We start from the raw sequence: 24,504 nt of genomic DNA, 5'->3' as shown, positions 1-24,504 counted from the left end.
GGTGCGACATTTCCGACTATACGCACCGAAGGACCGTTCCGAACGTCCGGCCGAAAGCCACCGGACGGACGGGGCCGCTGCCCGGAAACCGCGGGCTACCCCGAGCGGACTCCCCCGACAGGGCCTACGGTCGTACCCGAGTACACCTTTCGAGGAAGTCGAGCACAACCCCGAGCACAACCCCGAGCACATCCCCCGGACCTGCCCCGGCAGATCCCGTCCTCGCCCGAAGTCACCGCCGGACCGGCGCAGTGATGTCGCGGAGGAGGTAGCGTCCTTGACACGTCGGCGACAACGCCTGATGGTCTGTTACCTGTCGTGGATGGTGCTGTTCACCTGCATCTACTACAGCAACCCGACCCAGCGGATCATCTGGTGGACCGGCATCGGCCTCGGCGGCGTAGCGGCCATCGTGGTGGGTGTCCACCTCAACCGCCCGGCGCACCGGCTGTTCTGGTACCTGCTCGCCCTCGCCAACCTCAGTTTCACCGCCGGCGAGGTCGTCCAGGTCATCCAGATGCAGTTCCTGCACCTGGGCAGCCCCTTCCCCTCCGTCGCCGACGGCTTCTACCTCGCCGAGTACCTGCTCTACGCGGCCGGCGTGCTGGGCTTCATCCGCTGGCGCACGGCCCACCAGGACCGCGCCAGCCTGCTGGACGCCCTCATCCTGACCATGGGCCTGGCCCTGCTCGCCTGGATCTACCTGATCCTCCCGTACGCCCGCAACCCGGACCTCGGCTGGTTCCAGAAGGCCGTCTCGATCGCCTACCCGCTGGGCGACGTGGTGGTCCTCGCGCTGCTGCTGCGCCTGCTGGCGCCACGCGGCGGCGGCAGCCGCGCGCTCCAGCTGCTCACCATCGGCACGGTCGGCCTGCTGATCTCCGACATCCTGTACGGGCTCATCGTGCTGCACGGCAACTGGCGCATCGGAAGCCCGGTCGACCTCGGCTGGGCGGCCTTCTACACCGCCTGGGGCGCGGCCGCCCTGCACCCCTCGATGGTCGAGCTCACCAAACCGGTCCCCACCCAGCAGGTCGATCTCGGGCGGGGCCGGCTCGCCCTGCTCGCCGCCGCCTCGCTGGTCGCGCCGACCATCCTGATCGTCGAGTCGATCAACGGCAACACCCACAACGCCGGGGTGATCGGCGCCTTCTCCGCGCTGCTCTTCCTGCTCGTGCTGGCGCGCCTCGCGCTCGTGGTGAGCGCCCGGCGCGAGGCCATCGCCCGGGAGCGCGTGCTGCGCGAGGCCGGCGCCTCGCTCACCGCCGCCGTCACCGTCGAGGAGGTGGCCGACGCCGTCCAGAGGGCCGCCTCCACCCTGATGCCCACCGAGCGCGGCCACGTCGCCCTGCTCGCGGTCAGCGAGGCCGGCGTCCTGCACATCCGGCACGCCGAGCGCGGCCCCGCCCAGCACCACCTGCACGACGGCTCCGACTCGGACGAGGTGCTCGCCCTGGCGGCCGTCCGGGAGACCCGTTTACTCCCCGTCGAGGACATCGGCACCGATCTCGCCGCCCGCTTCGACGGCATGCCCTGCGCACTGCTCTGCCCGCTCACCTTGGCCGAGCGCCCCTCCGGCGACCCGCTGATCGGCGCCCTCATCGTGACCGGCACCGAGCAGGAGCTGACCAGCCTCTGGAGTTCACTGGAGATCCTGGCCGCCCAGGCCGCGCTGGCCGTCGAGCGCGTCATGCTGAGCCAGGAGATCACCCGCCGCAACAGCGAGGCCTACTTCCGCACCCTGGTGCAGAGCGCCAGCGACGTCATCCTGATCCTCAACGCCGACGACGGCGTCCGCTACGCCTCGTCCTCCGCCGAACGCGTCCTCGGCTACGCCGACCTGGACGGCGTCCTGATCACGGACCTCGTCCCGCCCGAGGACAGCCGCACCGTCGGCAGCGCGCTGGCCCGGATGCGCGGCCCGGACGGCGGGGTCCGCACCGGCGACAGCCGCGAGCAGCAGCGCGAGCACTGGCGCCTGCTGCGCCAGGACCGCACCCCGATCGAGGCCGAGGTGCGCTGCAACGACCTGCGCGGGGATCCGACCGTCGGCGGCCTGGTGCTCACCCTGCGCGACGTCACCGAGCAGCGGCAGATGGAGCGCGAGCTCACCCACCGGGCCTTCCACGACTCCCTCACCGGCCTGGCCAACCGGGTGCTCTTCCAGGACCGGGTCGGCCACGCGCTCTCCCGGGGCGAGCGCAGCGGGGCGGTCACCGGCGTGCTCTTCATCGACCTGGACGACTTCAAGGTGGTCAACGACACCCAGGGCCACGCGGTCGGCGACGAGTTGCTGGTCGCCGTCTCGCTGCGGGTCTCCACCGCGCTGCGCACCTCCGACACGGCTGCCCGGCTCGGCGGCGACGAGTTCGCGGTGCTGGTGGAGGACGCGGTGCGCCCCGCGGACGTCGGCGCGATCGCGGACAGCGTGCTGGCCGCCTTCGTCGAACCGTTCAAGCTGAGCGCGGGCGCCGTCCGGGTGACCGCGAGCATCGGGGTGGCGACCACCGAGGACAGCGTGGACTCGGCGGAGCTGCTCACCCACGCCGACCTGGCGCTGTACTCGGCGAAGTCGGCCGGCAAGCGCCAGTGGTGCCACTACCAGCCCGCCCTGCAGGCCGGGCTGGTGGAGCGGCACGAGCTGAACGAGAACCTGGACGTCGCGATCGCCGAGTCCGCGTTCAAGCTCTACTACCAGCCGATCGTCGACCTGGCGACGGGCGAGCTGGTCGCCTTCGAGGCACTGGTCCGCTGGCCGCACGACCGGCGCGGGATGGTCCTGCCCGACGAGTTCATCGCGCTCGCCGAGGAGAGCGGCCAGATCGTGCCGCTCGGCGCCTGGGTCCTGGAACGCGCCGCGCACGAGGCCGCCGGCTGGCAGCGGCTGACCGCCGACCGCCGCCGCGCCACCGGCCGGCCACCCCTGCGGGTCAACGTGAACGTGTCCGCCCGGCAGTTCCGGGACGCCGGCTTCGTCGACGTCGTGCGCGCCGCGGTACGGGCCTCCGGGATCGCCCCCGAGGCGCTGGTGCTGGAGCTGACCGAGTCGGTGCTGATGCGGCGCGACGAGCGGGTGCACACCGACATGCGCACGCTGAGCGAGGAGCTGGGCGTCGGCATCGCGATCGACGACTTCGGCACCGGCTACTCCTCGCTCTCCTACCTGCGGGAGTTCCCGATCTCGATCCTGAAGATCGACAAGTCCTTCATCGACGGGCTCGGGATGTCGCAGCAGCAGTACGCGCTGGTCGAGGGCATCACCCGGATCGCCGACACGCTGGGCGTCCAGGTCATCGCCGAGGGCATCGAGAACACCGAGCAACGCGACCTGCTCGCCGCCATGGGCTGCCCGCTCGGCCAGGGCTACCTCTTCGCCCGCCCGCTGACGCCGGACCAGGCCGGCGCCCTGGTCCGGGGCGAGGTCGACCTGGCCGGCCAGCGGCAGTCGTGACGGCCCTCAGCCCCGGGCGGCGGCCTCCGGCGGCACCTCCGTGGTGCTGACCACGACGCCGGCGGTCAGCGTCCGGTGCACCGGGCACTTCTCCGCGATGTCCAGCAGCCGCCGGCGCTGCTCGGCGTCGAGGGCGCCGTCCAGCCGGATCTCCCGGGTGATCCGGTCGACCAGCCCGTGCCCGCTCTCGCACTCCGCGCAGTCCTCGGCGTGCACCCGCTCGTGCCGCAGCGCGACGGTGACCTTCTCCAGCGGCCAGCCCTTGCGCTCCGCGTACATCCGCACCGTCATCGAGGTGCAGCTGCCGAGCGCGGCCAGCAGCAGGTCGTAGGGGTTCGGCCCGCTGTCGGCGCCCACCGGCCCCGGCTCGTCGGCCGCCAGCTCGTGGCGGCCGGCCCGGACCTGCTGGCCGTAGCGGCCGACGCCGCTCTCGCTCACCACGACGAGCCCGCGCTCGGACTGCTGCTGTTCCATCGTCATCCCTCTCGTACGGCTCCGGCCTGCCCGGCGGCGCTTCAGAATACGGAGCCGGCCGGGAGGCCCGGCGCCACGGGTACGCGCAGGTGCCGCTCGAGGAACCGCGCCGCGCTCTCCAGCTCCGCCGCGGGCACACCCGCGTGGCCGCCGGGGTTGGCGTGCAGGGTCTTCTCCGCCGAGCCCAGGGCGTCGAACAGCGCGAACCCCGCCGTGCGCACGACCAGTTCGTCGTCCCACTGCAGCACGAACCGGACCGGGACGGTGACCCGGGCCGCCGCCCCGGTCAGCGACTCGTGGCCGGCCAGGCCCAGGACGGCGGCGGCGATCCGCGGTTCCGCCGCCACCAGCGGGAGGCCGACCACGCTGGCCAGCGACAGGCCCCAGTAGCCCACCGGGTGCTCCGCGCCGACCTCGTCGAGCCCGCCCAGCGCGTCCAGCACCGCCCGCCACTCGGGCACCGCCCGCTCCGCGAGGGCCGCCGTGTGCTCGGCGATCCCCCGGCTCAGCGGCTCGCCCGCAGCCAGCAGCGCGCCGATCTCCGCCTCGAACCAGGCGTCCCGCGCGGATCGCGGCCGGTCCCCGTGGCCGGGCGTGTCCACGGCCGCGACCGCGAAGCCGTACTCCGTCACCAGGCGGCGGGCGCGGGCCGCCAGGACCGGCGTCCGGCTGTGCCCGCCACCGCCGTGGCCCAGCAGCACCAGCGGGCGGCCACCGACGGCACCGGCGGGCGTCCAGAGCACACCGGGGACGTCGCCGTGGGTGAAGCGGCGTTCCGAGACGCCGTCAGAGGTCTCCTCCACGAGGAAGCGCATGGGTTCGTGGCCTTTCTGGTCGCCGCCGGGGCGCGGTCGGTCGTGTACCCGGGAACCGTACCGGCACCGCGCTTGGACGGGCATCTGACGGCCGCTCGGGCGACGGCGGGACAGCCGCGCACCACCCAGGGGGGTTTGCCGGGCGCCGGACGGGCAAAGCGAGGGCCCGGCGGCCGCACCGGCGGCCCGCCGCCGAAAGGAGCGGAGATGGATCCTCTTCAGATCGTCATTGTCGCGGTCATCGCGGCGGCCGCACTCTTCGCCGTCCTGGCCCCCCGGCTGCGCTCGCACCGACTGCGCGCACGGTTCGGGCCGGAGTACGACCGCACCGTCCTGGTCCACGAGGGCGACGTCCGGGCGGCCGAGCACGACCTCACCGACCGGCTGGCGCTGCGCCGCCGGGTGAAGACCGTCCCGGTCGAGGCCGCCGACCGCGACCGGTACCTGGCCGAACTGCGCGGCCTGCAAGCCCTGTTCGTCGAGGACCCGCGCCAGTCCGCCGTCCGTACGGCGCGGCTGCTGGACTCCCTGCTGACCGACATGGGCTACCCGGGCGAGGGCCGTCCGGAGGTCCTCTCCGTCGACCACGCGGCGCGGCTGCCCGCCTACCGCGACGCCCGCCGGGCCCTGGACAACCCGGGCGCGGACAGCGAGGAACTGCGCTGCTCCGTGATCGCCGTCCGCGACCTGATCGTGGAACTGCTCCACGAGGAGCGCACCGGCGCGCTCGCCCGCCACTGACCCGCCCCGTCCGTACCCCACCCGCACAGCGCACCCGCATCCGTATCCGCACAGCACTTGTACAGCGCCGACCTGTACACCACCGGCCCGTACGCCACCGGCCCGTACGGCCGCCGTACGTATCCGGGCCGGTCCGGACGCATCCGTACGACGTCAGTCCGAGGAGGAGACGATGACCCGCATCGAGCAGCACCGCAGCGAGAACGGCCAGGGCAACGACGACCGGACCGGTCACGGCCGGGTCCACCACGCCGCCGACCCGCGCCACGCCGGCACCCACGCCGGCGGCCGGTCCGGCCACCCCCGGCACGCCGCCGGGCACGGCCCCGCACCGGCCACCGCCGGCACGGCCGAGCGGTCCGAGGACCGGCCGGACGTCGCCTCGCTCCAGAAGTTCCCGGCGGTCCGACCCGCGGAGCCGGACGCGGCGCCCGCCCCGGACGCCGTCCCCGCCGCCCCGACCGCACCGCCGGCGCCGGGCGCGGCCGCCCCGACCGCGCCCACCGGCGAGACGGTCGCTCCGACCGCGCCCGCCGCCCCCGGCCGACCGGCCGCCGGCCTGGGCCCCTGGCTGGACACCACCGCCGTCCAGGAGGCACGGGCCGAGTGGGAACGCGCCCAGATCGCCTTCGTGGACGACCCCGCCGGTTCGGCGGCCGCCGCCGACAGCCTGGTCAGCCGAACCGCCGACCTGGTCGCCGAGGCCGCCCGCCGACGCCTGGAGGACCTGCGCGAAGGCTGCCGGACCCCCGACGAGGAGCCCGGCGCCCGCACCGAGCAGCTCCGACTGGCGATGCGCGACTACCGCGCCGTCCTCGACCGACTGCTCGCCTGACCCCACACCCGCCCCGCCGGCCCCGGCCGGCCCTTCCGAGAACGGGAAGGAGACCGCCATGGGTATCGGCGGTTGCATCATCGTCTTCGCCTTGGGCGCCATCCTCACCTTCGCCGTCGACTGGCACCTCTCGGGCGTCAACGTCGATGTCGTCGGCATCGTCCTGATGGTGGCCGGCCTGCTCGGCCTGGTCGTCTACGCCCGCGCCCTGCGCCGCCGCCGACCGGTCGTCGGCGGGGTCGACCCGGTGGTGGAGGAGCGCCGCTACTACGACGGCGCCTGAATCGGCACCGTCCGCAGACCTTCACCAACGCCCTTCCGCCGCCGGCCCGTCCTCTACGGGCCGGCGGCGGAAGGGCGTTCGCGGCGAAGGCCGGAGCCGGAGCCGCCTCAGGAGGTCGCGCGCGGGCCGGGAGTGGCGAGGAGGAGCAGCGACGGGCCCTCCACGGCAAGGGCCGTGAGGCCGGTGGCCGTGCCGGAGGCGTGCTCCTCGCCCGGCTCCCAGCGGACGCCGTCACCGGCCGACACCGGCACCCGTTGCCCGTCGGCGCCCGCCACCCAGCCATCGCCCGCGATCACCAGGAAGAGCTGACCCACCGGAGCCGGATGGGCGCCGATGATCCCGCCCGGTTCGATGACCAGGCAGGTCAGGTGGACGGTTTCCCCGCCTGCGACGACCGGCGTCGCGGTGGCACCGAGGCTGTCGTAGCGGTCGACGACCTTCTCGGCGCGGTCGAAGCGGAACATCTCCAAAGAAGGACTCCTCGTACGATCGGAAAGCACCCGATCGTACGAGGTAGCCAGGCAGCGGGCGCCCGCACCTTCCGGGTGACCGGTCGGGACGTCGCGCGACCGCGGGGTGCGGAGGCGCCCGGCCCTGACGGGGCCGGGCACCTGACCAACACGATCAGGGCTCGCGGTGGCTGCCCGCCCGCTTCTCCCCCGGCCTGAGGGCAGGATCCGGCTCACGCCGCCCGGCGCCGGACTCGACCCGCACGGCTCGAAGAGCCACCGGTCCGACCGCAGGGTCCGACCGGTGGCACCGCCGGGCGCCGTCAGGAGAGGCGGCGCCAGCGCGCGGAGGCGAAGGAGAAGGCGCCGAAGAGCAGCAGACCGACCGCGGTGAGCACCAGCAGCCAGGGGCCGACCGGGGTGGTGGCGAGGCTGCGGAGGGTGTCGTCGAGCCCCTTGGCCCGCTGCGGGTCGAAGCGGACCGCGGCGGTGACGGCGAAGGCCCCGGCCGCGACGAAGACGATGCCGCGCGCGGTGTTGCCGGCGACCCCGCAGGCGGTGACGGCCGAACGGACGCGCGGCCCCATCGCCGCCGTGTCCAACCGTTCGAGGAAGCGGCGCCGCAGGGCCCGGACGGCGGTGCCGACCCCGACCCCGGCCAGCACCAGGCCCGCCGCGCCGACCAGGTACCGCCCGGCCGGCAGGTCGAGGGCGGAGGCCGTCCAGTCCTTGGAGGTGTCGTCGCTGCTCGACCGTCCGCCACTGCCCAGCGCGAAGGCGGCCGTTCCCCAGCAGACCGCAGCGTAGAAGAACGCGCGGCCGGCGTTGAGGGCGCGCTTGCCCGGCTTGCCGTCCTTGCCACGGCCGAGAGCGGCTGAGGCGGCCCGCCACAGCGCCATGCCCGCGAAGCCGGCCACCAGCAGCCAGAGCACCGCCCGGCCCAGCGGCTGGTCGGCCACCGTGCGCAGCGCGCCCTGGCGGTCGGCCTCGTCCGAGCCCTTGCCGAAGGCGATCCGCAGGGCGAGGTAGCCGACCAGGACGTAGACGACGCCCCGGGCCGTGAACCCGGCGCGTCCGGCCCAGCGCAGCGCGCGGTCCGCCGTGTCGTCGGCGGCCACTCCCCGGCCGGCCGGTCTTCCGTGCGCTCCTGCGGCCACGACGGCCCCCTCTCGGCAGCGGGCGCCGTGCGCGCCCGGTCTGCCGGGGCGTCTGCCCGGCAGACCGTCGGACACGCGTGCGGGCGAGCGGTGGGACGGGCGGGCGGCCCGGGCGTCAGACGGCCGGGTGCGGGTGGCCCAGGTGGGGGAAGACGGGGAGCAGGTCGACGTGCGGCGGGATGTGGTCGCCGGTGATCTTGCCGCCGGAGACCATGGACAGCCGGGCCGAGGTCACGTCGTCGACCAGGGTCCGCCCGTTGGGGTAGATCGCCGGGCGCGAGCGGTCGTAGCGCAGGATGTCGGGGAGGACGAGCTTCAGCGTCTCGGTGGCCGCGTCCGTGGTGTAGTCACCGGTGTGCTGGAGGACGGCCGTCCAGGGCTCGCGGTACTTCGCCCAGTCGTCGGCCGGTTCGCCCGCGTTGTACGCGTCCTTCACGTCCTCGGCGTTGAAGTAGGCGGTCAGGGAGGGGTGCGCGCCCCGGTCGACGGAGACCAGCCGGCCGTCCTCGTGGAGGCTGACCCGCGCCCAGACACCGATCGTCGCCTCCGGCCCCAGCTCGGCGTCCGGCGCTTCGAGGGCGATGCCGAAGACGTTCGCCTCGGCCATCGCGTCCTTGCCGGTCCAGGTGAAGTTGTTGACGATCCCTTCGAGGTCGGCGAAGAAGGGGTCGCTGCGCAGGCCGACGGAGAGCTTGTAGCCGTTGGCCTCGACCACGTCGGGGGCGTCGCCGAAGGCGACCGGGACGCCGGCGAAGAGGACGTCGCCGTTGGCCTCGTGCCGGCGCGCGGCGTCACCGGTGGCCCGGTGGACGGTGACGGTCTGGGCGCCGGCCTCGGGGTCGGAGAAGGTGAAGGAGTAGGCGACGTCGGCCTGGTCGTCCCCGTCGTTGTCGATGTTGATCCGGTAGACCGCGTCCGGGTGGAAGGCGTTGGCCCGGGTCGGCGCGTACGGGTTCACGTTCATGATGAGCACCGTCCGCCCCGAGGCGTCGGCCGCCGGGAACGCGAACACGTCGGTGAGGTCCAGCCGGGCGTCGCCCCGGGGCGACCGCAGGTCGGGACCGCTGAGGTGGTGGGACATGGCTGCGCTACCTCGTCTCTGCGTTCCCCCCTGGCTGTCGGCTCCGTTGCTACCAGCGGCACCCGTACAAGAGGGGGAGGCCACCCGTACAGAAGACGGCCGTCCGCCGATTGGCGGACGGCCGGAGGTCTGTGACGGGTAGTCGGAGAGGGACGTCGGAGCTACGGAGTCAGAGGGAGGAGGCGGCGGCGAACTCGACGAACGCCTGCCAGGCGGCGGGCTCGAAGGCCAGCTGCGGGCCGCTCTTGTCCTTGGAATCGCGCACGTGGACGGTGCCGGGCATGGAGGCGACCTCCACGCAGTTGGCACCCTCGTTACCGCTGTGGCTGCTCTTCTGCCAGGCCACCTCGACGCACGCGGTGCCCTCATTGCCGCTGTAGCTACTCTTCTGCCAGGCAACTTCGATGCAAGCAGCGCCCTCGTTGGTGCTGTGGCTGCTCTTGAACCACGCCAGCTCGGCCTTGCTCATCGCTCTACCAGCCTCTTCTCGATCAAGGCCAGCGACGCTTCGGAACTGAGCGCCTGTGCCCTGATGCTGCCGTAACGTACGGCCATTCTACGGACTTCCTCCGGATCCGTGATCAGTCTATTAACGTGCTGCACCTCTACATAAGCGATCTGCGACCGCCCGCTCGGAGTCAGAAGGATGAAGGAGCCTCCCATACCGGCATGCCCCGTCCCATCCAACGGCAGCACCTGGAGTTCCAGGCCCCGCATCTGCCCGATCGTCAGCAGGTGTCTCAGTTGTTCCTCATGCACATCCCAGCCACCCACCGGCCGTCGCAGCACGCTTTCGTCGACCACCCAACTCATCGCCGGTAGTGGCCATCGGCTCAGGATCTCCTGTCGGGCCATCCGGGCAGAAACCCACTGATCCACCTGCTCCGTCGACAACCACGGGCGGCGCATGTTGTACAGGGCCCGCGCATGCGCTTCTGTCTGCAACAGGCCAGGGACTGCGATCATGCTGTACTCGTGGATCTCAATGGCCCGGGCCTCTTCCTTGGTGAAGGCCTTCGACCATGCCGGGTGCCGCGTGCTGACGCGGATCTTCGCTTTCATCACATCGCCCGCGACAACCTTGAGCGCTCCGCCCGCGCCGAGGAGCTCGTCAGCGGCGTTCAAGAACTCGACCCGTGCCGTCCTCCGCCCTCGCTCGACCGCTCCGACAAGGTCCTCGCCGTATCCGACGCGCTGAGCGAACTCCTTCTGGGTAAGGCCAGCCCGCTCACGGAACAGCTTCACCAACTTCCCCACCGCGCTGAAGAACTCCGCGACCCCCTCGGAACCCTCCGGCAGTTCGCCGTCCTCGAACACCACGCGCTCATCGCCGCCCACAGCAACCACCCCGTCGTTTCGATCGGTTAATCCTCAGCCAACCGACAAGCCGACACTCCGCACCCGGACAAGCACTCTCCGTACTCGCCCGATCCATGGTCAGGGTACTTCCGAGGGACCAGGCTTTGTCACATGAAGTCCGAAATTCCCCTCGACACAGCGACCCCCCGCGCCCACACCGCGCAGCTCACCGCCTCCCCCAAGGGAGCCTCGATCGGGCGGCGGATCGCGAGACAACAACTCACGGCCTGGGGGCTCAACTCCATCGCCACCGAGACCTTCCACTCCGCGCTGCTGGTGATCGCCGAGCTGGCGGCCAACGCCAGCACCCACGGACGTGTGCCGGGCCGCGGGTTCGAGCTCGCGCTCCGCCTCGTCGACAAGCCCCCCGGGCGGCGCCACCCTCCGTATCGAGGTGTCCGACTGCCGGGGGGACCGTCACCCCACCGTTCCCGCCGCCTGCGCCGCCCACGCGCAGTCCGGGCGCGGGCTCACCCTCGTCGGCGCGCTCGCCGACCGGTGGGGCAGCATCCCCCGCCACCCCAACGCCAAGACCGTCTGGGCCGAACTCGACCTCCCCCGTGCCTCCTGAACGCCCCGGCACCGCCCAGGCCACGGTCCTGACCGTGCTCCCCCTCGCCCTGCTGCTCGCCCTCCTCGTCTGGGCGCTCCCCCTCACCGCGCGGCACCATCAACCGGCCCAGCCGCCGCGCCCGGCCCCGAGCGCGCCGACCGCTGCCCGCCCCTGAAACCGATGCTGCACAGGAAGTCGGACCGGCCGACTTTCTGTGCGGCACCGATTCGCGCGTCTCATCAGCCCTTCGCGTAGACCAACTGGCCGCCCACGTACGTCCGCTCCACCCGGGTGGCGGCGATCTCCTCGGGCGGGGCGGCGAAGAAGTCGCGGTCGAGTACCACCAGGTCCGCGAGGTGGCCGGTCCGCAGGCTGCCCGCGTCGTCGTGGCCGTTCACATGGGCGGATCCGGCCGTGTAGGCGGCGACGGCGGTGGCGAGGTCCAGCCGCTGCTCGGGGAGGAAGACCCGGCCGTCGGTCGCGTCGGGTTCCATCCGGTTGACGGCGACGTGGATGCCGGCGATCGGGTCCGGGCTGCTGACCGGCCAGTCGCTGCCGGCGGCGAGGGTGGCACCGGCCCTCAGCAGTCCGCCGAACGGGTACTGCCAGGCGGCCCGTTCGGGGCCGAGGAACGGGATGGTGAGCTCGTCCATCTGGGGCTCGTGGGCGGCCCAGAGCGGCTGGATGTTCGCGATCGCGCCGAGAGCGGCGAAGCGCGGGAGGTCGCTCGGGTGGACCACCTGGAGGTGGGCGAGGTGGTGCCGGGTGCCGCGCCGGCCGTTGGCGGCGCGGGCGACCTCGATGGCGTCGAGCGCCTCGCGGACCGCGCGGTCGCCGAGGGCGTGGAAGTGCACCTGGAAGTCGAGCGCGTCCAGGGCGGTGACGTAGCCGCACAGGGCGGCGGGGTCGACGAAGCTGAGGCCGGAGTTGGCGGTGGCGCAGCCGCAGCCGTCCAGGTAGGGGGTGGAGAGCGCGGCCGTGAAGTTCTCGGCGATGCCGTCCTGCATGATCTTCACCGAGCCGGCCCGGAACCGGCCTCCGGTCAACTGCTCGCGACGGGCGACCAGTTCGGGGATCTGGTCGGCGCCCCGGTTGCGGTCCCACCAGAGTGCGCCGGTGACCCGCGCGGTCAGCGTGCCGGCCTCGGCGGCGGCGGCGTAGGCGTCGGACGGGTCCGGCTGGCCGTTGAAGATGCCGAGCAGGGCGTCCTGCCAGCCGGTGATGCCGAGCGAGTGCAGGAGTTCCTGCGCCCGGTGCAGTCCGGCCAGCCGCCCCGCCGCGTCGGTCGGCGGGACGAGCCGGGCGACCAGGCCGGTGGCGCCCTCCTGGAGCATCCCGCTCGGGGTGCCGTCCGGCTCACGCTCGATCCGGCCGTCGGCCGGGTCGGGGGTGTCCCGGGTGAGCCCGGCGAGCTCCAGCGCCCGGGTGTTGGCCCAGGCGCCGTGGTGGTCGCGGTTGACCAGGTAGACCGGGCGGTCGGGCACGACGGAGTCGAGCAGTTGCCGGGTGGGAAGTCCGCCCGCGAAGCTCTCCATCGACCAGCCGCCGCCGGTGATCCACGTCCGGTCGGGGTGGGCGGCGGCGAACGCGGCGACGCGGCGCAGGTACTCGTCGGCGCCGACCGTCCCGGTGAGGTCGCACTCGGCCAGTTCGGTGCCGCCGAAGACGGCGTGGATGTGCGAGTCCTGGAAGCCGGGGATCAGCAACCGGCCTTCGAGGTCGACGACTTCGGTGCCGGGGCCGATCAGCTCGCGGACCTCGTCGTGGCCGACGGCGGTGATCCGCTCGCCGGTGACGGCGAGCGAGGTGGCGCGGGTGCGGGCCGGGTCGCCGGTGTGGACGGGACCGTTGGTGAAGACCAGGTCGGCCTTGGACATCGGTGGTGCTCCTGGGAGTTCGGCGGCCGGGGCGCGGCCGGGTTCGGGGCGGCAGTGGGGGTCAGGCTGCGGGGGCGGCCGTCGGATCGGCGGGGGCCGGGTCGACGGCCGCCGGGTCGGCCGGTTCCTGCCGGTCGAAGTAGGCGGACTTGCGGTGGAAGCGGGACCACGCGGCGGCCACCAGCCCGGAGCCGATCATCAGCACCGGTACGGACAGGCCGAACCAGCCGTTGTCGGCCGAGAGTTCGAAGTGGTCCGCGGAGTCGTACAGCATCCAGCAGAGATACCCGCCCACCGCCAGCAGCACCGCCGCGCCGAGCAGTGGGGCGACGACCGCGCGCAGGCCCTCCAGCGGTGAGGTGCGCAGCAGGTGCCGGAACCGGACCGCCGCCGCCACCGCGGTCAGCGCGTAGTAGAGCGCCACCACGATGCCGATCGCGTTGACCGTCGCCGAGATCAGGTCGTTCACGGTCGGGATGACCAGCGAGAGCACCGCGAGCAGGATGGCGGCGCCCGAGATCAGCAGGGTGCCGGCGGCGGGGGTGCCGTAGCGGGGGTGGATCCGGGTCCAGACCGGGCCGAGCGTGCCGTCCCGGCCCATCGCGTACATGCCCCGGGCGGTGGGGATGACGGAGGCCTGCAGCGAGGCCACGGCGGAGAAGGTGAGCGCGATCAGCGGCAGCGCCGCCAGCGGCTGGCGGGCCAGCTTCTCGCCGAGGTACGTCAGCCCGTGCGCGCCGTTGTCCGCCAACTCCTCCATCGGCAGCACCCGTTGGAAGGCCGTCCCGGCGAGCAGGAAGAGCAGCAGCATCACCGCCAACGCGATGAAGCCGCCGCGGGAGGCGTCGCCCGGTTCGCGGACCTCCTCGCCGATACTGAACACCGACTCGAAGCCCCAGTAGCAGAACACCGCCAGCACCATGCCCTGTGCGAGGGCGTCCACCGACGGGATCGCGAAGGGGTTGTACCAGTCGAGCGAGAACGGCTGGTCGCCGGCGAACAGGCCGTAGCCGCAGAAGGCCAGCAGCACGACGTACTCGAAGACCAGCAGGTACTTCTGCAGCCGGGCGGCGAGCTCCAGGCCGCGCACCGCGACCAGCGCGGCGGCCACCAGGACGACCATGCCCAGCAGGGTGGCCTGGAGGGTGGAGTCCGCGTCCAGCCGCAGGCCGGCCACCGAGCTGACCCGCGCCTGGCCGAGCAGCTGGATCAGTGCCGACCCGGTCACCGTCGTGGTGTAGGCCATGAACACCACGGTACCGACGGTGTTCACCCAGCCCGTGAGGAAACCGAGCCAGGGGTTGAGCACCCGGCCGACCCAGGTGTAGCTGCTGCCGGAGTCCGGGTCGACGCGGTTGAGCCGCCCGTAAGCGCCGGCGATGCCGAGCACCGGGAGGAAGGCCAGCAGCATGATCGCCGGCAGGTGCAGGCCGACGACGCCCGCCATCAGGCCGAGCCCGATGCCGATGCTGCTGGTCGCCGCGGTGCTTGAGGCGGCGAGGACGATGCCGCCGACCACGCCGACGGACTTGGGCAGCGGGCCCTCGGGGGTGGGCGCGCCGGCTCTCGGGGTGTCGCCGGAGTCCTTGACCGTCGTTGCCAACGGATCACCGCCTTGATCGTGGGGGGGAAGGGGTGGCGGCCGGTAGCTGTCCTGGCCGTGGCGGCCATGAAAGCCTCGCCCCGGTCGCACGTCAATGCTGTTGTCATAAGGCGCGATGCCCTAGGCTCCCCGCCATGACGGAACGCGTGGTCCCCGAACCGCAACGGCGGCGCCGGAAACCGACCAAGCAGGGCACGGTGCTGTCCGAGCAGGTCATCGTGGCCACCGCCCTGCGGCTGATCGGCCAGCACGGCGCGGCCGCCCTCACCGTCCGGCGCCTCGGCGCCGCCCTCGGCGCCGACCCGAGCGCGGTCTACCGGTACTTCCACAACACCGACGACCTGCTGCTGGCCGTCGCCGACGAACTCATCGGCCGCGCCCAGCACGGCCTCGCCCTCACCGGCGACTGGCGCACCGACCTCCACGCGATCGGCATGCGCGTCCACGCCGCCTACCTGGCCCACCCCCAGGCCGCCCAGCTCGCCGCCCACCGCACCACCGGGCGCGACCACGAGACCCGGGCCGTCGAGACCATCCTCGGCGTGCTCCGCTCAGCCGGCTTCCCCGACCACGAGGCCGTCCGGATCTACCACGCCTTCATCGACCAGGCCCTCGCCTTCGCCGCCCAGGACGCCGCCGCCCTCGCCCTCCCACCCCCGGCCCGCGCCGCCGACCTCGCCGTCTGGCGCGTCCGCTACGGCCGCCTCGCCCCCGCCACCCACCCCAACATCGCCGCCACCGCCCCCCTCCTCATCACCGACATGGACCGCAGCGGCTACCCCTTCGCCCTCGACCTCCTCCTGGAAGCCGTAGCCGCCCGCCTGCGGGGGCAGGAGGAGCAACCGCCGTCGCGGCGCGAACACTGACCGTCCGACCCGACACCAGAGCGACGTCGCCAACGCCCGCCAGGTGCGCCGGACGACCGGCTCGACGTGCGGCCTGCCCGCCGAGCCGGGGGAGCCCGTCGAACATCGGACGGGAAGGGCCTGCTCCGGGCACTACATGATCGCTTGCCGCGGCGCCGTCACGGCGGACGTCACCCCAGGAGCCAATCGATGCGCAGAGCAAAGACGCACCGGACAGCTTCATTGCGAACTTCATCCTGGAACCCCCTGCATCAAAATCGACGACCCGGAGCGTCGACGTCCCGCGCCAGCCCGACTGTAGTGCGGTCTGCCGGCACTTCCACGACACCGACGACCTGCTGCTGGCCGTCGCCGACGACTCATCGGCCGCGCCCAGCACGGCCTGGCACTCACCGGAGACTGGCGCGCCGACCTCCACGCGATCGGCATGCGCGTCCACGCCGACTTCCGTGCTGTCGCCCCCCATCGCGGTACGTCATCGACAACCCGCCGGCACGGCACTCGCCCGCCCCAGAACCATCCGAGTAACACACCGTTGACCGCCCGCCCCCAAGAGGGAGCGGGCGGTCAACGAAGGAACCCGACCGATATTCGACACGTATCGACGTCAGTCGCGCATTTCTAGATCGACCTTTCCCGCCAGCTGTCGCATGCTCTCGGCGGCCCCGTCAATCGATGACTCCTCAATGCCCACGACCTCGACAAGATACTGTCCATACCTCAGCCACATACCCCACTTCTGGCATTCGGCACCCTCCGACAGAAGGCAGGCGTATTCTTGATCATCGGCACTCCGGCTGCCGGGCACAGAGATCGGTTCAACCTGACCATAGCGCGAGTACCGGCTCTTGAGGCCACCAGACCGGAACACGAGCCACGCCCACGTCGGCGAACCGAACCGCATGACCGTCTGGCTCACCCTCCCCTTTGACGGATCCGAAGCATCTCGCACGAAGGAACGTTCCTGCCGCTCGTCCAGCCCTCGCATATAGGGAGCACCGGGATCCCGATCTTCCCGCCTCTGCCACGGCCCTTCAGAGACCGGTGACTCAAGAAGAAGGTCCGAAACCGACCCGTCCGCCCGCCACTGCCCCATCAGGGGAATATTCCATAGACAGATCCCCATGACAACCAGCACGGCAGCTGCTATCGAAATCACTCGCCCGACACGAGACTTGAAAACCGAGTCACGTCCCCCCATTGACCCAACTCCCCGACAATCTCTTCCTTAGATGCCTCGATGGGCGAGCCAAAAACCAAAAATATTCATCAGCGGCCCATTGAACCCAATACACAAGGAACGACAATATTCCCAGCTCAGCATCCGAGATCGACGTCCGATGGATAGAAGAGCCACATCTCGAAACCCGCTGCTGCCAGTATCCCCAGCACCGTTGAGCAGAATATGAAGAGCTCAGGATCACTAAACTTGGCCGACAACCCGGTCTTCACGGAGAGGAAAGATGCCGAAATTCCAGCCACCGATTGGACAACAAAGAAGAAGAGCAGAAAAACGGCGAGCGCAAATCGAGGGCCGGCGTCGATCCCATCGGCACAGGACGCAGTCTGGTTAGCCAATATTGAAACTAGCCAGAATGATACCAGACCGGATATGGCCAGCCCTCCGCAGCCGACTTTAAAACTTCCCATCCAATTCCTCCGAAGCCAACACGCCGCGCCGGGCGAGTAAGTTAGGACGGCGCTGGCGCCGCCGGCAGCAGCGGTGCCGACCGGCGCCAGCGCCGACTAGGTAACCAGGAACCTTCTACTTGTCATTAATCGGACGCCACTGGTCGGCGCCCGCCTTGGACAGCTGGTCCACTACATCCATCACTCCGAGATGAAACTGCTCGAAGGTGATATCGGGGCCGTACTTATCGTAGAGGGAAATTCCAGCCCTAACGGTTATTTCATCCCCCTTATCCGTCCTGCCGACGCCAGGTATGGGAACCTTGGCACCCCGTTCGAGCACATCTCCACTGAATCCGGCGGCACGACCTAGATATCCGTAGTGGATATTTGCCCAAATGTCATAGCTGACCTCCTCACTTTTCCCAGGGAGCTTGAAGTAGAAATCTTCAGGAGACGACAGCTTCAGATTCTTCTTTAGGTCAACTTTGTAGTCCCATTTGCGGCCCGACCACACCAGATCTGTCCAGCGAACGAAAGCTGCGGCCTTTGCGCCCGCAGCCGAAATCGGATCACCAAGACCACCACCAGAGAGAGCATCAGAGATTCCATTAAATTCCCCGGAACTCTGATTGCTTTTCATCTTGTCGAATGTGAAACGCTCCGCCGAGGCAAACCTTCCCTCCCCCTTCGCGAGCGCTGTTGCGCGATCCTTGGCCCGCTGCGCCAGCGGCCTCCTCGACACATAGACGTTTCCGCGCGGATCAGTGTTCCAGCGCCCGGTGTCAAGCGCGAGCTGCTTCATTCGCTCGGCCTCTTCCTGGCAGGCCTGCACGCCACAATTATTAGTATTATCACCAATCACACCATCGGTATCGAGCATCGTTCCAGCGCACCTACCATCCTTCCCTCCACCCGGCGCGCCATGCACACACTGGAGCCCGGTGGAGTCGAAGTTGTTGACAGGGTCCTGGTCTGAATATGCGTAGGCGTTCCACTGAAGTGGGTCGCCGGCGTCGAGGATGGGGTCCGGGCTGAGGAAGCGGCCCGTGCCGGGCTGGTACTGCCTCGCTCCCAGGTTGGTGAAGCCGGTGGCGTCGTCCTTGAGGCCGCCGACGTAGCCCTTGTCGCCGGACCAGGGGGTGGCGAGTGAGCCGGGGCCGCGGGTGGCGCCGAAGGGGTCGAAGGTGCGGCGGGTCTCGTTGGTGGTCGCGGACTCGATGGACAGGGAGCTGGTGCCGTGGTGGTCGGAGAACTGGTAGGCCAGCTTGCCCGGGCCCTCGCGGACCAGGGTGATTCCGCCGGGGATGCTGTAGTAGCGCGCACCGGTGCTGGTCCCGGTGCTGGTGTCGTACGAGAGTTCGTCGCCGCCGCCGAGGTTGACCGTCACCTTGCCCGGGTTGCGGCGCACGAGCTGGTTGCCGTCCGCGTCGTAGAGGTACGACGTGGTGGCCGAGCCCTGGGTGAGTGAGGCGAGCTTGCCCTCGACGTCCCAGGTCAGTGTGGTGGCGTTGGCGGCGTCGACGGCGTTCCAGGTGGAGCTGCTCCACTTGGCCTGCCAGCTCGACGTGAAGACGATGAAGTTGCCGTCGTCCTGCACCTTGGCGAAGTAGCCGCTGTTGTTGCCGACCCAGGTCTTGGAGGACCAGAGCGGGACGCGCTGCGGGTCGTAGACGACGAAGTTGCCGTCGTCCTGCATGGTCGCCCAGGCACCCGGGTGGTCCTGGGTGTTGGTGGACCAGATCGCCTTCCCGGTGCGCAGCGAGCTGAGGACCAGGTTGCCGTCCGGCTGCATGGCGAGCTGGACGCTGTTGGAGCGCACCGACTCACCGGAGTTGAGCACGAACCCTGCCTTGAGGTCCTTGCTGCCGCCCGGGTTGTTGATCTTCGTGGTGTTGCCGGCCGCGTCGTACTCGTCCGTTCCCTGCACACCGACTGCGACGCCGAAGGTGGACCTACCGGTTGCGAGCGCGTGCGGACCACCGGTGCCGCCACCCGTGCCGGCGGCGGCGGTGGGCGTATTCCGGCCGCCCGGGGCCGGGAAGGTCTGATCGACCTTCAGGTCCTTGCCCGGGTCGCCGGCCGGGTCGTGATTGACCAGCTCGGTGCGGTTGCCGGCCAGGTCGTAGCCGTACTCCTGCCAGTAGGCGGCACTGCCTCCCACGGTGGTCTTCGCGGGCGCGGTGGCACCGCTGGTGGGCGTCGAGTTGGCGCAGGACCCCTGTCCGCCGAGCGACGGAGTCGGCTGGTTGAGCTGCCCGGTGTCACTCCACGCGGTGGTGAGGCGGCCCAGGTAGTCGTAGCTGAAGCACTGCAGGTCGGTCGCAGCCGGGGTGTTGTTCGGGATCGCCCTGATCGCGGTGATCTGGCCGGCCTGGTTGTAGGCGTAGGCGGTGTTCTGTACGGAGCCGGTCCCTGCCGTCTGCTTGTCGACGTACTGGTTCAGCAGGCGGCCGGTCGGCTCGTCGTAGGTGTTGGTGGCGACGATCTGGGTGCCCCACGGGTTCATCGTGGAACGGATGTTACGCCCGTAGGCGTCCCAGTCGGACTGGCGGAGGTAGGTCGTCCCGGCACCGCCCAGATCGTGCAGCAGCCCGTAGTCCTCGTAGTGGTAGGTGATCCATTCGTCGGCCAGGGTTCCGGCTGCGGCGCGGCTCTCCGAGATCAGCGCACCCGTGATCTCGTCGTAGACCGCCTGGTAGCCGAAGGTCGCCTGACCGGTCCTGCCGACCTCACTACCGGGAAGCGTGACCGTGGTCGCGGTCGGCCGGTAGGCCACGTCCAGCCCGGTGACGCTCTTGCTGTACGCCGCACCGCTCGCACCGCCCACGTACCGGGTCGACGATGCCGCCTGGCCCTTCGCCACGGTGTCGTAGGTGTAGCCGGTCAACTGGTTGGCTGGGGCGACCGTGCCGTCGTAGGTACCGGTCTTGCGGCCGAGCAGGTCGTAGGTGAGCGCGACGGTCTGGTTGCGCGCGTCGGTCGTGGACGCGAGCCGGCCCGCGCTGTCGTAACTGCGGGTGGACACACCCGTGTCCGGGTCGTCGGCGCGGACCAGGCGGCCGCGCTGGTCGTAGCCGTAGCTCCAGGTGTTTCCCGCCGAATCCACCCGCGTCGCGGCTGAGCCGCTCGGCGTGTAGGTGTAGGTGGTGACGTCCGCGTCGGCCGGGTTGCCGGTCGCGCCCGGCGTCCGGTACTGCCACAGCTGGGACGTACGGCCACGACCGTCGGTGACGGTGCTGGTCGCGGTGGCCCCGGCGGGAGGGCTCACGTCGACCCGGTCAGCGCCCGGGTAGGCGGTGGTGGTGGTCGACTGCAGAACACCGAGGGCGATGAACTGGGTACTGACCGGGCGGCCCATGCCGTCGAACTGCGTGGCGGTCCGGTTCGGCACCATCGCACCGTCCGGGGCCCACCGGACCGTGCCGGGCCCGTTGGTGTCCTCGTAGTAGGTGTTGTAGGCCTGGTTGGCACGGCCCTGCGAGTCGTAGAAGGTGTCGGTGATCAGACGCCCGTGGTAGGCGGAGATTGCCGGAGGGTTCTGCGTCTGGATCACCCGGCCGAGGCCGTCGATGATCTGCGTCGCGGTGCCGTACTGGCCACTGGATCGCAGCGTTTTACTGCTGATCGTGGACGGTGCGGTGGTGCCGTTGACCGCGTAGTCGTAGGTGAAGTTGGCACTCAGGGTCGTGTCCCGGCCGGGCGTCCAGACGGCCTTGAGGCGGCCCAGTGCGTCATAGGACTGGGTGACCTTGCGGCCGTTGGGATCGGTCGTGATGATCGGCAGCCCTCGGGCCGGGTTCACCGTCACCGTGGTCTCACGCCGGCCGCCCGCGTCCGGAGCGCCGGCCGGCGCCGGGGTCCCGGTCACCGTACGGTTCGGCAGCTCGCCCGGATTGGCGGAGCTGTAGGAGGTGGTCACCACCGCGCCCTTGGGATTCGAACCGTCCGAGACCGTCGGGTCGGTGACGGTGGCCACGCGGCCGTACGCGTCGTAGGTGCTGGCACCACTGGTCACGTACTGGGCCGTACCCGAGCCGTCATAGCGGTCGAGCACCTGGCTGCCGGTGGCCTCGCCCTTGTCGCCCGCCACCTTGTAGGCAGCGCCGTCGTAGAAGGCGCGGGTACCGGAGACCGTGTTGGCCGCGGTCGCCGTGGCGGCACAGGCATCGGCGCCGGAGATGGTCAGCACCTCCGCGACCAGCCCCGTCATCTGCGGGTCGCTCGCGACCGCATAATCGGTGCGGGTGCAGATGTCAGGGGTCCCGTCGGCCGTGCTGAGCGAGGACTTGACCCGGTTGTTGTGGTCCTTGTCGGTCTTGGTCACCGTGGAGGTGGTGCGGGTGCCACCGGTGGTCTTCACCGTACTGACGGCGGTCGACGTGGTGGCCGCGTAGCGGGCCTCCAGGTCCGGCAGGCCGGTGCGCTTGTGCGTGGCGGTCGAGGCCTCTCCGGAGCTGGTGTTCACCGTGTAGCCGACGGGATCCGCGGCGTCGGCGTCGGTGTAGCTGTCCGACTCCAGCACCCGGCCAGCGAGCCAGTCCTTGTCGGCCTGGGCACCGCTCCTCGGACCGGCCACACTCGCGGTCTTCGGCGAGCCGTTCGCCTTGAGGTCGTTGTCCATGCCCTGGTAGTAGAACGTGGCGGACTTCGACTTGGCGCCGTCCGTACCGGAGCCCGTCACGGCGGTCACGCTGGCGTAACCGCGGAACTGGTCCCACGTCCGGTAGTCGGAGTCGACCAGGGCGCCGTCGTTGCGGTGCCACGCGGCCTTGCCGTACGTGTAGCTGGTGGTCTTCGGGACCGAGCCCTGGACGAGGTTGCCGTTCGGGTCCACGGTGACGGTCTCGACCGGGTAGCGCAGGAACCAGTCATCGGCGGTCGCCTTGATGCCGGTGTCGTACCACTTCACGTTGTAGCAGCTCATCGTGTTGCTGTCGGCGGACGCCGGCATCCGGCCGGCGGTGCGCGAGCACGAGTCGAGCGCGTACTTGACGGAGATGGTGCCGCCGGTCTCGGTGGTGATGACCTCGATGCGCGGACGGTTGTACCGCGGGCGCGCCGGGACGAGGCCGTCGACGCGGTTGGGCAGCAACGCGCTGGCGAAGGTGACCTCCGGGAGGCCCTTCTCCTCAGGACTGTTGAACGTGTCCTTGCCGACCCGGCGGACCGACGCCAGCCACGGGATCGCGGTGTCCTCGGTCGAGTTCTGCGGCTTCATGAAGCTGTGGGCGAGCTGGTAGCTGTCCACCGGACGGTACGAACCGCCGGAACGGACCTTGGTGGTGATCGTGTTGAGCCACTTGGTAGACCAGTAGCTCGGACCGGAGTTGGAGCAGACTCCCGACTGGGCGCACTGCTTGTCCAGCGGGACGTCCGGCCAGTTGGTGGCGTTCGCCGAGGTGCGCTGCGACGGGTCGCAGGAAGCGCCGAGGCACCGCTCCCCCGTCTCGAACTCGATCTTCGAAGCGGGCAGGTAACTGCCGCCGGCGGCGATCTGGTCCGCATCCAGCTGGCCGTAGCCGATCGAGGCGAGCGTGCCGCCACGGGTGTACTGGGTGTTCACCCCCGCGCCCGGGTTCTGACCGCCACCTCGCGCGTACCAGTTGGTCTCGGGTGCGTAGGTGTAGGTGGTCAGGTTGTGGTGCGTGTCGACGACGTAGTCGAGGTTCCAGCGCCACGCCATCTGGCACCAGGAGCCCTTGCCCTTGGCCGAGTCGTAGCAGGGGTCACCGGCGTTCGGCGAGTAGACCGGCACCGTCCAGGCCGACTTGCTCTCCGGCCCGGTCCGGCTCGGCGCGCCCGCTGCGGTGGGCACCTGGTTGAGGCCGAAGTAGTAGACCGTGCCCGAGGTGTCGGTGACCTTCAGGTACGACTCGTTCCAGGTGCCGTTGGCGGCGCCGGTGAGGAACTCGACCTTGGTGCCGTCGTCGTTCTTCAGCCGCCATTTGCACTTGGACTGCTCGAACCGGGCATCCGTGTTCACGCACGAGGCGTCGTGCGGGACGAGTTCACCGGAGTGGCCGCCGAGCGACAGCGTGAGATTGGCGCCGCCCCAGCACTGGTCGCCGGATCCCGCGATCCCGGCCTTGGCACACGCCTTGTAGGAGCGCTCCACGAACCCGGAGCTGAGGTCCCAGCCGTCACCGATCCACGAGGCCTGGGAGTTGGTGGAGGCCGTCCGGCCGTCCACTGAGGCGGAGTCGTAGCCGAGCGCGAGCTGAGGTGCCGCTCCGCCGAGGGTCGGCGGCGACTGGATCGGGTAGCTGTAGCTGAACGAGCCCGAGGAGCTTCCGGCCGTCCACGCCTGGCTCGACGAGAGCGAGGTCGCGCTGTAGGTACCCGTGCCACTGGAGGGTGCGGCCTCGGTCGCCAGGACCGTCGGTGCCATCGCTGCCGACGTCGCCGGTGCGGCGGACTTCGCCGCACTCTGCTCCTGCGCCGTCAGTGATCCCTCCACTGCCGGCAGTTCGACGTCCGCGATCAGCCGCTTGGCCTGCGTGTCGTAGTGGGACGGCACCGGGGTGCGAACCAGGCAGCTCGGCACCTCGGGTGTGGTCAGCGCACAGGCCGGCAGCGCGACGAGGCGCGCCCGCTCGGCGAAGTCACCGCCGAATCCGACGCCGCCGAGGTCGAGCTCCACGCGGACCTTGGCCGCCTCGGCCCGCCCGCTGCGGGAGAGGGCCAGCAGGGTGCCCTGCACGCCGAGCCCGTCGGCCGCCTTGGCCTCCGCCACGTCCACGCGAACGGACGTCGCGGTCGCCGCCGTGTCACCGGCGGCAGCGCTCTCCGCGCCCTTCGTCGCGGCCACGTCCGGGGCCAGCGGCGCGAGCCAGACCGGCAGGTCGCCCGCCTGCCGGGACGCGCCGGCGGCGGGCTCGCGGACCTCGGCACCGCCCGCATCCGTACGCGTCGTGACAGAACCCGCGGGCGGAGCCGTATCCAGTGTCGCCAGTGCGGCACCGTGCGGAGCAGGCGGCGGCGCCTTCGGCGGGACCCAGTTCGGCGAACCGGTGGCCGGCGGCACCACCTTGGGCTTCTCGGCCCTGCCGGGCACCGATGCCGTCTTCGGCAGCGGGGTGTTCGGCGGCGACCAGATCCGGTCCTTGTTCCCGTCCGCCGACGGCGCGGCGAGTGCCGGCGCCATCGGCGAAACCAGGGCACCCAGGATCGCCAGCGAACTCACCAGGGCCACCCGGGATTTCCGCCTCCCCGGTGACGGACTCCCCCTCCCGATCACCCAGGAGAAACGGACATGACGAACTGACACCTCGACCCCCCACAGGCTCAACCGCACCACGCATCGGGTACGGATGGATGACTGTGGCGGA

18 protein-coding genes are annotated in these 24,504 nt (G+C 70.8%); 7 read left to right on the top strand and 11 right to left on the bottom strand.

Annotated elements, in window-relative coordinates; all coding sequences use genetic code 11:
* The first annotated feature begins 277 nt into the window (after window positions 1-277).
* Window positions 278-3,451, top strand: a complete 3,174-nt coding sequence (locus ACZ34W_RS14495) for a putative bifunctional diguanylate cyclase/phosphodiesterase (protein ID WP_329490367.1) — start codon at window positions 278-280, stop codon at window positions 3,449-3,451.
* A 6-nt stretch (window positions 3,452-3,457) separates the two neighbouring features.
* On the opposite strand, the gene ACZ34W_RS14490 is transcribed toward ACZ34W_RS14495, so the two are convergent.
* Together ACZ34W_RS14490 and ACZ34W_RS14485 are read right to left on the bottom strand one after the other, a co-directional pair.
* Window positions 3,458-3,925 carry an OsmC family protein gene (locus tag ACZ34W_RS14490; RefSeq protein WP_352287520.1) on the bottom strand — a complete coding sequence of 156 codons (468 nt, stop codon included), beginning with the start codon at window positions 3,923-3,925 and terminating at the stop codon, window positions 3,458-3,460.
* 41 nt (window positions 3,926-3,966) lie between these two features.
* The gene (locus tag ACZ34W_RS14485) at window positions 3,967-4,740 is read right to left on the bottom strand and encodes a dienelactone hydrolase family protein (RefSeq protein ID WP_465603992.1); all 774 of its coding nucleotides are present in this window, start codon (window positions 4,738-4,740) and stop codon (window positions 3,967-3,969) included.
* 207 nt (window positions 4,741-4,947) lie between these two features.
* Between ACZ34W_RS14485 and ACZ34W_RS14480 the strand changes: the two genes are divergently transcribed.
* The 3 genes from ACZ34W_RS14480 (at window position 4,948) to ACZ34W_RS14470 (ending at window position 6,599) form a co-directional block, all read left to right on the top strand.
* Complete coding sequence (locus ACZ34W_RS14480) at window positions 4,948-5,481, top strand: hypothetical protein (protein WP_329490364.1); 534 nt, start codon at window positions 4,948-4,950, stop codon at window positions 5,479-5,481.
* A gap of 172 nt (window positions 5,482-5,653) precedes the next feature.
* Window positions 5,654-6,316, top strand: a complete 663-nt coding sequence (locus ACZ34W_RS14475; protein WP_465603990.1) for a hypothetical protein — start codon at window positions 5,654-5,656, stop codon at window positions 6,314-6,316.
* Between the two features lie 58 nt (window positions 6,317-6,374).
* Window positions 6,375-6,599 (top strand): DUF6458 family protein, encoded by a 225-nt coding sequence (locus ACZ34W_RS14470; protein WP_329490362.1) that lies wholly within the window; start codon window positions 6,375-6,377, stop codon window positions 6,597-6,599.
* Between the two features lie 107 nt (window positions 6,600-6,706).
* Here the strand turns inward: ACZ34W_RS14470 and ACZ34W_RS14465 are convergent, their stop codons facing one another.
* From ACZ34W_RS14465 to ACZ34W_RS14445, 5 genes are all read right to left on the bottom strand, one after another.
* Window positions 6,707-7,063: a cupin domain-containing protein gene (locus ACZ34W_RS14465; protein WP_465603988.1), complete on the bottom strand. Its 357-nt coding sequence runs from the start codon at window positions 7,061-7,063 to the stop codon at window positions 6,707-6,709.
* A gap of 308 nt (window positions 7,064-7,371) precedes the next feature.
* Window positions 7,372-8,205 (bottom strand): DUF1206 domain-containing protein, encoded by an 834-nt coding sequence (locus tag ACZ34W_RS14460; RefSeq protein WP_465603986.1) that lies wholly within the window; start codon window positions 8,203-8,205, stop codon window positions 7,372-7,374.
* 115 nt (window positions 8,206-8,320) lie between these two features.
* On the bottom strand, window positions 8,321-9,286 hold the full coding sequence (locus ACZ34W_RS14455; protein WP_329490358.1) for a DUF4331 family protein: 966 nt from the start codon (window positions 9,284-9,286) through the stop codon (window positions 8,321-8,323).
* Between the two features lie 169 nt (window positions 9,287-9,455).
* Complete coding sequence (locus tag ACZ34W_RS14450; RefSeq protein WP_465603984.1) at window positions 9,456-9,755, bottom strand: DUF397 domain-containing protein; 300 nt, start codon at window positions 9,753-9,755, stop codon at window positions 9,456-9,458.
* On the bottom strand, window positions 9,752-10,624 hold the full coding sequence (locus ACZ34W_RS14445) for a helix-turn-helix domain-containing protein (RefSeq protein WP_359805377.1): 873 nt from the start codon (window positions 10,622-10,624) through the stop codon (window positions 9,752-9,754). The genes ACZ34W_RS14450 and ACZ34W_RS14445 overlap by 4 nt, the downstream gene beginning before the upstream one ends.
* A 415-nt stretch (window positions 10,625-11,039) precedes the next feature.
* Between ACZ34W_RS14445 and ACZ34W_RS14440 the strand changes: the two genes are divergently transcribed.
* Both ACZ34W_RS14440 and ACZ34W_RS14435 read left to right on the top strand, forming a co-directional pair.
* Window positions 11,040-11,216 (top strand): ATP-binding protein, encoded by a 177-nt coding sequence (locus ACZ34W_RS14440; protein ID WP_465603981.1) that lies wholly within the window; start codon window positions 11,040-11,042, stop codon window positions 11,214-11,216.
* On the top strand, window positions 11,206-11,373 hold the full coding sequence (locus ACZ34W_RS14435) for a hypothetical protein (RefSeq protein WP_465603979.1): 168 nt from the start codon (window positions 11,206-11,208) through the stop codon (window positions 11,371-11,373). Before ACZ34W_RS14440 ends, ACZ34W_RS14435 begins: the two co-directional genes overlap by 11 nt.
* A 64-nt stretch (window positions 11,374-11,437) precedes the next feature.
* Here ACZ34W_RS14435 and ACZ34W_RS14430 read toward each other — a convergent pair whose 3' ends face one another.
* Together ACZ34W_RS14430 and ACZ34W_RS14425 are read right to left on the bottom strand one after the other, a co-directional pair.
* Window positions 11,438-13,075 carry an amidohydrolase gene (locus ACZ34W_RS14430; RefSeq protein WP_465603977.1) on the bottom strand — a complete coding sequence of 546 codons (1,638 nt, stop codon included), beginning with the start codon at window positions 13,073-13,075 and terminating at the stop codon, window positions 11,438-11,440.
* Between the two features lie 61 nt (window positions 13,076-13,136).
* Complete coding sequence (locus tag ACZ34W_RS14425) at window positions 13,137-14,678, bottom strand: APC family permease (protein ID WP_465603975.1); 1,542 nt, start codon at window positions 14,676-14,678, stop codon at window positions 13,137-13,139.
* Window positions 14,679-14,812: 134 nt separating this feature from the next.
* Here ACZ34W_RS14425 and ACZ34W_RS14420 point away from each other — a divergent pair, with 134 nt between their 5' ends.
* A complete protein-coding gene (locus tag ACZ34W_RS14420; RefSeq protein ID WP_465603973.1) occupies window positions 14,813-15,544 on the top strand; it encodes a TetR/AcrR family transcriptional regulator in 732 nt (243 codons plus the stop codon).
* Window positions 15,545-16,861: 1,317 nt separating this feature from the next.
* On the opposite strand, the gene ACZ34W_RS14415 is transcribed toward ACZ34W_RS14420, so the two are convergent.
* Complete coding sequence (locus tag ACZ34W_RS14415; RefSeq protein ID WP_465603971.1) at window positions 16,862-17,194, bottom strand: hypothetical protein; 333 nt, start codon at window positions 17,192-17,194, stop codon at window positions 16,862-16,864.
* A 115-nt stretch (window positions 17,195-17,309) separates the two neighbouring features.
* On the bottom strand, window positions 17,310-24,368 hold the full coding sequence (locus ACZ34W_RS14410; RefSeq protein WP_465603969.1) for an RHS repeat-associated core domain-containing protein: 7,059 nt from the start codon (window positions 24,366-24,368) through the stop codon (window positions 17,310-17,312).
* Between the last annotated feature and the right edge of the window lie 136 nt (window positions 24,369-24,504).

The organism is Kitasatospora sp. NPDC022856, from assembly GCF_055561235.1.
Note: the sequence above shows the minus strand (reverse complement) of the source record. Positions and strands in the feature narration are given on the sequence as shown.

What these genes read in the sequence shown, in the direction of transcription:
- ACZ34W_RS14490 (WP_352287520.1), bottom strand. Translation starts at nt 3,925, where the DNA reads ATGGAACAGCAGCAGTCCGAGCGCGGGCTCGTCGTGGTGAGCGAGAGC.
- ACZ34W_RS14485 (WP_465603992.1), bottom strand. Translation starts at nt 4,740, where the DNA reads ATGCGCTTCCTCGTGGAGGAGACCTCTGACGGCGTCTCGGAACGCCGC.
- ACZ34W_RS14480 (WP_329490364.1), top strand. Translation starts at nt 4,948, where the DNA reads ATGGATCCTCTTCAGATCGTCATTGTCGCGGTCATCGCGGCGGCCGCA.
- ACZ34W_RS14475 (WP_465603990.1), top strand. Translation starts at nt 5,654, where the DNA reads ATGACCCGCATCGAGCAGCACCGCAGCGAGAACGGCCAGGGCAACGAC.
- ACZ34W_RS14470 (WP_329490362.1), top strand. Translation starts at nt 6,375, where the DNA reads ATGGGTATCGGCGGTTGCATCATCGTCTTCGCCTTGGGCGCCATCCTC.
- ACZ34W_RS14465 (WP_465603988.1), bottom strand. Translation starts at nt 7,063, where the DNA reads ATGTTCCGCTTCGACCGCGCCGAGAAGGTCGTCGACCGCTACGACAGC.
- ACZ34W_RS14455 (WP_329490358.1), bottom strand. Translation starts at nt 9,286, where the DNA reads ATGTCCCACCACCTCAGCGGTCCCGACCTGCGGTCGCCCCGGGGCGAC.
- ACZ34W_RS14450 (WP_465603984.1), bottom strand. Translation starts at nt 9,755, where the DNA reads ATGAGCAAGGCCGAGCTGGCGTGGTTCAAGAGCAGCCACAGCACCAAC.
- ACZ34W_RS14430 (WP_465603977.1), bottom strand. Translation starts at nt 13,075, where the DNA reads ATGTCCAAGGCCGACCTGGTCTTCACCAACGGTCCCGTCCACACCGGC.
- ACZ34W_RS14420 (WP_465603973.1), top strand. Translation starts at nt 14,813, where the DNA reads ATGACGGAACGCGTGGTCCCCGAACCGCAACGGCGGCGCCGGAAACCG.
- ACZ34W_RS14415 (WP_465603971.1), bottom strand. Translation starts at nt 17,194, where the DNA reads ATGGGAAGTTTTAAAGTCGGCTGCGGAGGGCTGGCCATATCCGGTCTG.